Raw genomic sequence first — 7,012 nt, forward strand, 5'->3', positions numbered from 1 at the left:
GTCACGCTGCGCGTGCCGTTCACCAACGACTATCGCGAGTGGGCGGCGGTGCGCGGGGAAAGCCGCGCTTTCCTCGAACCATGGGAGCCACGCTGGACTCCCGATGAACTCGACCGCAACGCATGGCGGCTGCGCATCAGCCGCTACCGCGAGGATTATGCTCAGGGAACCGCTATCGCCTTCTTTATCTTCGAGAGGAGCAGCGGCAAGCTTGCCGGCGGCATCACGCTCGGCAACATACGCCATGGCGTCTCGCAAAGCGGCCATGTCGGCTACTGGATCGGCGAGCGCTTCGGCGGCCGCGGCCTGATGACCGACGCGGTCAAGGTGGTGACCCGCTTCGCCTTCGATACGCTGAGGTTGCACCGGATCGAAGCGGCCTGTATTCCCGACAATATCAGGTCGATCCGCGTGCTTGAAAAAGCCGGATTTCGGCGCGAAGGACTGCTGCGATCCTATCTCAGGATCAACGGCATCTGGCAGGACCACTACCTCTACGCCCGGATCGCGGACGATCCGCCGGGCGTTGGAACGAAGGACTGATTTTTGACGAAATTCCTGCGCAACGGGCCGCTGTTCGCCATTGTCCTCGCGATACTCCTGACGCTGTGGGCGGCATCGTCGGCCTTCGCCGTCGAGCCGATCAAGATCGCCCGCGACGACGTCGCGCTCGACCTTTCCGGCGCCGTCGAGATCTACCGCAACCAGGGCGAGAATTTCCAGGTGTCGACCGCGCCGGGTCCGGACGGCATCGTGCGGCGCATCGAGGTCGAGGCCAATGATGCCCGTTCGACCGGCGACTGGGCTGTCTTCGCGCTCGCCAACACCACCGACCAGCAGCTCGACCGGCTGATCGTCGCACCGCATTTCCGCCTGGTGAATTCCGGCATCTTCTGGCCGGATCTGGGCTCGACCCGCATCGCTGCCATCACGCCCAGCGAAGGCTTCGCGCTCGACCGCCAGACCAGTCCCGACGCCGACGTTTTCCGGGTGACGCTGAACCCCGGCACGGTGATCACCTTCATCGCCGAACTGGCCTCGCCGAAGCTGCCGCAGGTCTACCTCTGGGATCCCGAATCCTACAAGGACTCGGTCAATTCCTACACGCTGTTTCGCGGCATCGTCATCGGCATTGCGGGCCTGCTGGCGCTGTTCCTGACCATCCTTTTCGTGGTCAAGGGGACCTCGATGTTCCCCGCGACCGCCGCGCTTGCCTGGGCGGTACTGGCCTATATCTGCGTCGATTTCGGCTTCCTCAACAAGGTCATCGAGATCTCGCCCGGCAATGAGCAGATGTGGCGGGCGGGAACGGAGGTGGCGCTGGCGGGAACCTTCGTGGTGTTCCTGTTCGCCTATCTCAACCTCAACCGATGGCACGGCCATTTCAGTTATGGCGCACTGGTCTGGATCCTCGGGCTGGTGCTGATCGCCGGCGTTGCGATCGTCGATCCCGCGGTCGCCGCCGGCATCGCCAGGCTGTCCTTCGCCGCCACCGCACTGACGGGGCTTGGCCTGATCATCTTCCTCGGGATTCGTGGTTATGATCGTGCGATCATGCTGGTGCCCAGTTGGGTCATGGTGCTGTTGTGGCTGTGCGGGTCGTGGATGGCGATCACCGGCATGCTCGACAACGACATCGCCCAGCCGGCCCTGGGCGGCGGGCTGATCCTGATCATCCTGCTGATCGGCTTCACCGTCATGCAGCATGCCTTTGCCGGCGGCGCGCTGCATCAGGGCCTGTTCTCCGACCTGGAGCGGCAGGCGCTTGCCGTGGCCGGATCGGGCGACACGGTGTGGGACTGGGACGTGCTGCGCGACCGCGTCGTCACCAAGCCCGATGTCAGCATCCAACTCGGGCTGGCGCCGAACAGCCTCGGCGGTGCGGCGCGTAACTGGCTGCCGGTGCTGCATGCCGACGACCGCGACACGTTCCGCACGACGCTCGACGTCGTGCTCGAGCACCGGCGCGGCCGGGTGTCGCAGAACTTCCGCCTGCGCGGCGCTGACGGCCACTATCACTGGTTCTCGCTGCGTGCGCGCCCGGTCATCGGATCCGACGGCGAAGTCATCCGCTGCGTTGGCACCATGGTCGACGTGACGGAGCAGAAAAAGTCCGAGGAAAGGCTGCTGCACGATGCCGTGCACGACAACCTGACCGGCCTGCCGAACCGCGAACTTTTGATGAACCGGCTGGAAGCGATCATCTCGATCGCGCGCACCGAAGAGAAGGTGCGCCCGACCGTCTTCGTCATCGACATCGACCGTTTCAAGCAGGTCAACGACGGGCTCGGCATCTCGGCCGGCGACACCATCCTCTTGACCATCGCGCGCCGCCTGCACCGGCTGCTCAAGCCGAAGGACTCGCTGTCGCGCTTTGCCGGCGACCAGTTCGCGCTGATGCTGTTGTCCGAACAGGACCCGGCCCGCATCGCCGCCGTGGCGGATGCCATCAAGCATGCCATCAACAATCCGATCACCTTTGCCAAGCGCGAGATCGTGCTGACCGCCTCGATCGGATTGATCACCTGGAATTCGCCACAGATGTCGGCCGAGGACATGGTCAAGGATGCCGAGCTTGCCATGCATCAGGCCAAGCGCTTCGGCGGCGACAGAATCGAGCCGTTCCGTCCGGCTTTCCGCACTGTCGGCACCGACAGGCTGCAGTTCGAATCCGACCTGCGCCGCGCCATCGAGCGGCGCGAATTCACCCTTGCCTACCAGCCGATCGTCCGGCTCGAGGACGGCAGCGTCGCCGGCTTCGAGGCGCTGCTGCGCTGGGACCACCCGCGCCGCGGCATGATCCCGCCGGCGGATTTCATCCCGGTCGCCGAAAGCTGCGGCCTGATCGTGCAGCTCGGCCTGTTTGCCATGCAGCAGGCGGCGGAAGACCTCGCCAGCTGGCAAAAGCAGATCGGCGACGCGCCGCTGTCGGTCTCGGTGAATTTGTCCAGCCGCCAGTTGATCCGCCGCGACCTGGTCAGCGACGTCCGCTCGGTCATCGCTCGGGCCAACCTGAAGCCGCGCTGCTTCCGGCTCGAACTCACCGAATCGCTTGTCATGGACAATCCCGAGCAGACCGCCCATGTGCTGACCAAGCTGAAGCAGCTCGGCATCGGCCTGTCGCTGGACGATTTCGGCACCGGCTATTCGTCATTGGCCTATCTGACGCGTTTCCCCTTCGACACCATCAAGATCGACAAGAGCTTCGTCGACGACAACACGCCCAAGCGCGCGGTGCTGCTGAAATCGATGGTCAACATGGCGCATGAACTCGGCCTGTCCGTCGTCGCCGAGGGCATTTCGGACGAGAGCGACGCGCTGGAACTGCGCCAGATGGGCTGCGAATATGTCCAGAGCTTCATGTTCGGCGCGCCGATGCCGGGCGACCAGGTGCTGAAGACGCTGAAAGAGCAGTATCCGCTGACGCAAGCGTAAACGGATCAGGCGTGTCCGGCAGCGAGGCTGAGATGCGCAAGGTCGATACCGATCGAGGCGAGGATCCGGTCGTATTTGCGCTCGATATCGGTGTCGAACAGAAGCTCGGCACTGGCCGGACAGGTCAGCCAGCCATTTTCTGCGATCTCGGTCTCCAATTGGCCCGCGCCCCAGCCGGAATAGCCGAGCGCCATCAGCGCATGACGAGGCCCGCGGCCGGACGATATGGCGCGCAATATGTCGACGGTCGCCGTCAGGCAGATGTCGTCGGAAACGGTCAGCGATGATTCCACCCGATAGTCGCCCGAATGCAGGACGAAGCCCCGGCTGCGATCCACGGGGCCGCCATTGCGCACGACGAAATCGCGGGCCTGAGCCGGCAAGCGGATTGCCTCCTGCTCGTTCATGATGCCCAGTTGCACGAGCAAGTCCGGAAACAGCATCTGCTGCGTCTGGTTGATGATCAGGCCCATGGCGCCTTCATCGGAATGGGCGCAGACATAGATGACCGAGCGCGTGAAACGGTCGTCCTTCATGCCGGGCATGGCAATCAGGAACTGATCGTCGAGAAAGCCGCGACTGGCGACCGTCTTCTTGTGGCGCAACAAGTCCATGAAGGGAGCGTAACGCGTTTCCAAAGCGCCGAAAAGATGCGCCGTGCTGGATTCGACCAAAGCCTGTGGCGGCGGCTCGAACATTCTTCTCCCTCGAAGTCACGCAAATATGATACCGGCAAGGCCATGAAATCATTGCGCGGCCACGAACGGACGATCAAATCACCGCCATGCGAAGCTTGAAAATCCTGCTGCTCGGCGCCGGCATCGGATCGGCCACCGCTCTTCCCGCCGCCGCCTCTTCGTCGGCGTGGTACAACAGCGAAGGCGGCAAGGTCCGGCTGGTTACATCAGGCAAAGCCGACGATGCCGGCCGCATACAGGGCGTTCTCGACATAGCGCTCAAGCCCGGCTGGAAGACATATTGGCGCGATCCGGGAGACGCGGGCGTGCCGCCGCAACTCGACATTTCGGCCAGCACCAACGTCGCCGACGCCGCTCTGTCGTTTCCGGCGCCGCAGCGCCATGACGACGGCTATGGCAAATGGGCGGGCTACAACTATCCGGTCTCTCTGCCGGTGACATTCACGCTGGCGACGCCGAACCAGCCGGCGGTGATCGATGCCGACATCTTTCTCGGCATCTGCGAAACGATCTGCATTCCGGTGCAGACGCGGCTGACCGTCGACCCCGCCTCCGATCCGGACAATGCCGAGGACGCGGCGCTGGTGAAGGCGAGTTTTACGGCACTGCCTGCGCCCGCGAGGTCCGATTTCGGCATCAATGTGCTGCCGGGCGACCATGAGACGCTGATTGTCGAGGCGAGCTTTCCCGGCGATCCGGCGGCGGCGGATTTCTTCGTTGCCGGCGAGCAGGACTACATGTTCGGCACCCCGGCCCGCAGCGAAAAGGACGGCAAGCTGATTTTCACCGTGCCGATCCTCGACCGCCCCTCGACGACGCCGACTGATGGCGGGCTTCACTATACGCTGACGAGTGCGGCGGGCGCTGTCGAAGGGGTTCTGCCTTTCCCTTTATCCAGCCCATCGCAACGGTTGCAGGAAGCCGTTGGGTTCGCTACGCAAAGACACGTCCTTCCCCATTTCCCAAGCGAGGAATCCATGACCATTTCCGTTGGCGACAAGCTGCCTGACGTGACCTTCAAGACGATGACCGACGACGGCGCCAAGCCGATCACCGGGGCCGAGATATTCCCGGGCAAAAAGGTCGTTCTGTTTGGAGTTCCCGGCGCCTTCACGCCGACCTGCAGCAACAACCACTTGCCCGGCTATCTCGAGAACCATGACGCCATCCTGGCGCGCGGCGTCGACACCATCGCCGTCGTCTCGGTCAATGACGTCCATGTCATGGGCGCCTGGGCGCGCTTCACCGGCGGCGAGGGCAAGATCCTGTTCCTGGCCGACGGCAGTGGCGATTTCGCCAAGGCAGTGGGCCTCGACAATGACCTTTCCGCCAGCGGCATGGGGCTGCGTTCGAAACGATTTTCGATGATCGTCGACGACGGCAAGGTCACCGCGCTCAATGTCGAGACCAAGCCCGGTGTCGACGAGTCCGGCGCGGCCCATATTCTGGGACAGCTCTGAACTTCAGTGCGCCTTCGGCCGCAACGGCGATGGCGCTTGTGGTTCATGGCTTGCTTTGGGGGGATCCTAGCGATGTTTGACATCTTCTGGCGCGCTATCGCGATCGGCGTCGGCGCCACCGTGCTGATGGATCTCTGGGCCATCTTCCTGCACAAGGCGTTCGGCCAGCCACGGCCGAACTGGGGGCCGGTCGGCCGCTGGGTCTGGCATCTCCGTGACAAGGTCTTTCACGACGATATCGGCGATACAGCACCATACGCGCATGAAAAGGCGCTGGGTTGGGCCTTTCACTATTTTGTCGGCATCATCTACGGCATCATCCTGGTGGTGCTGGCCGGAGCGGGCTGGCTTGCCGCGCCGACATTTCTGCCGGCCTTCATCCTCGGCATTGTCACCGTCGGCGCCGGCTGGTTCCTGCTGGCACCCGGCATGGGCGCCGGCTGGGCCGCCTCGAAGCGGCCCAACCCGATGCGGATCCGGGCGCTGAACCTGGTGTCGCATACGGTGTTCGCACTTGGGCTTTGGGGCACGGCGCTGCTGATACGATAAGCGCTTACGGCTGTGTCGGCCTGTCGATCGGCTGCCAGCCGTAGACAACGGAATGCGCGCCGATATCGTAGTAGTTGCCGCCGCCCGCTGGCTGATCTGCTTCTTCGTACCCGAGCCGCGCCGCTCCTGAAATTCAATAGCTCTGGGTCGAGCGCCGCACCTTCGCGATTGCCGGCGCAGCAGGCTTTGGCGCTGCTGCAGGCTTGAACGGGCCTTTCTTGAACGGCGCCATGCCTTCGCGCGCGAGTTCGTCGGCGCGCTCGTTCTCGACATGGCCGTCATGGCCCTTGACCCAGTTCCAGGTGACCTTGTGGCGCTTGTTGGCCTCGTCGAGCGCCTGCCAGAGTTCACCGTTCTTGACAGGCTTCTTGTCGGCGGTCTTCCAGCCGTTCTTCTTCCAGCCGTGGATCCACTTGGAAATGCCGTCCATGACGTATTTGCTGTCGGTGTGAAGCTCGACCGTGCACGGTTCCTTCAGCGCGTTCAGCGCCGAGATAGCGGCCAACAGTTCCATCCGGTTGTTGGTCGTCTCGGCCTCACCGCCGGAAAGCTCCTTGGTGGTGCCGTTGAAGCGCAGGATCGCGCCCCAGCCGCCAGGGCCGGGATTGCCCGAACAAGCGCCGTCGGTGAAGATCTCAACCTGTTTGCTCATGATATCAGGCCAATCCATATTCCGAAGGAGATTTGATCGCCCGGTGGAACCGCATCCTTCTGATGTATTCGGTCGGATCGCGTTTCATCACCAGCCCGCCATCGGGGACGGTCAGCCAGTCGTATAGCCGGGTCAGCATGAAGCGCAACGCCGAACCGCGCGCCAGCATCGGCAGCGCAGCCTTTTCCTGGTCGCTCAGGGGCCGGACGCTCTTGTAG

At 63.5% G+C, this 7,012-nt stretch carries 6 protein-coding genes and 2 pseudogenes; 5 read left to right on the plus strand and 3 right to left on the minus strand.

Features of this window, described 5'->3' with window-relative positions; all coding sequences use genetic code 11:
• Positions 1 to 543 (plus strand): GNAT family protein (locus tag EN994_RS12325; RefSeq protein WP_245466015.1); only part of this gene is annotated, 543 nt, incomplete at its 5' end.
• Between the two features lie 3 nt (positions 544 to 546).
• Positions 547 to 3,435 carry an EAL domain-containing protein gene (locus EN994_RS12330; protein WP_063167686.1) on the plus strand — a complete coding sequence of 963 codons (2,889 nt, stop codon included), beginning with the start codon at positions 547 to 549 and terminating at the stop codon, positions 3,433 to 3,435.
• Between the two features lie 5 nt (positions 3,436 to 3,440).
• Here EN994_RS12330 and EN994_RS12335 read toward each other — a convergent pair whose 3' ends face one another.
• Positions 3,441 to 4,049, minus strand: a complete 609-nt coding sequence (locus EN994_RS12335) for a YqgE/AlgH family protein (RefSeq protein ID WP_013532765.1) — start codon at positions 4,047 to 4,049, stop codon at positions 3,441 to 3,443.
• 170 nt (positions 4,050 to 4,219) lie between these two features.
• Between EN994_RS12335 and EN994_RS36845 the strand changes: the two are divergent.
• The 3 genes and pseudogenes from EN994_RS36845 to EN994_RS12350 all read left to right on the plus strand — a co-directional run.
• Positions 4,220 to 5,023 (plus strand): annotated as a pseudogene (locus tag EN994_RS36845) (protein-disulfide reductase DsbD domain-containing protein); the annotation flags it as partial.
• Between the two features lie 87 nt (positions 5,024 to 5,110).
• Positions 5,111 to 5,593, plus strand: coding sequence for a peroxiredoxin (locus EN994_RS12345; RefSeq protein ID WP_027164142.1), 483 nt, complete (start codon positions 5,111 to 5,113; stop codon positions 5,591 to 5,593).
• Positions 5,594 to 5,665: 72 nt separating this feature from the next.
• Positions 5,666 to 6,142: a DUF2938 domain-containing protein gene (locus EN994_RS12350; RefSeq protein ID WP_013532768.1), complete on the plus strand. Its 477-nt coding sequence runs from the start codon at positions 5,666 to 5,668 to the stop codon at positions 6,140 to 6,142.
• A 133-nt stretch (positions 6,143 to 6,275) separates the two neighbouring features.
• On the opposite strand, the gene rnhA is transcribed toward EN994_RS12350, so the two are convergent.
• The gene (gene rnhA, locus EN994_RS12360; protein ID WP_027164143.1) at positions 6,276 to 6,794 is read right to left on the minus strand and encodes a ribonuclease HI; all 519 of its coding nucleotides are present in this window, start codon (positions 6,792 to 6,794) and stop codon (positions 6,276 to 6,278) included.
• A 4-nt stretch (positions 6,795 to 6,798) separates the two neighbouring features.
• Positions 6,799 to 7,012 (minus strand): annotated as a pseudogene (locus tag EN994_RS12365) (homoserine kinase); the annotation flags it as partial.

The sequence above is a fragment of the Mesorhizobium sp. M7A.F.Ca.CA.002.09.1.1 genome (assembly GCF_003998555.1).
GTDB classification, from domain to species: domain Bacteria; phylum Pseudomonadota; class Alphaproteobacteria; order Rhizobiales; family Rhizobiaceae; genus Mesorhizobium; species Mesorhizobium ciceri.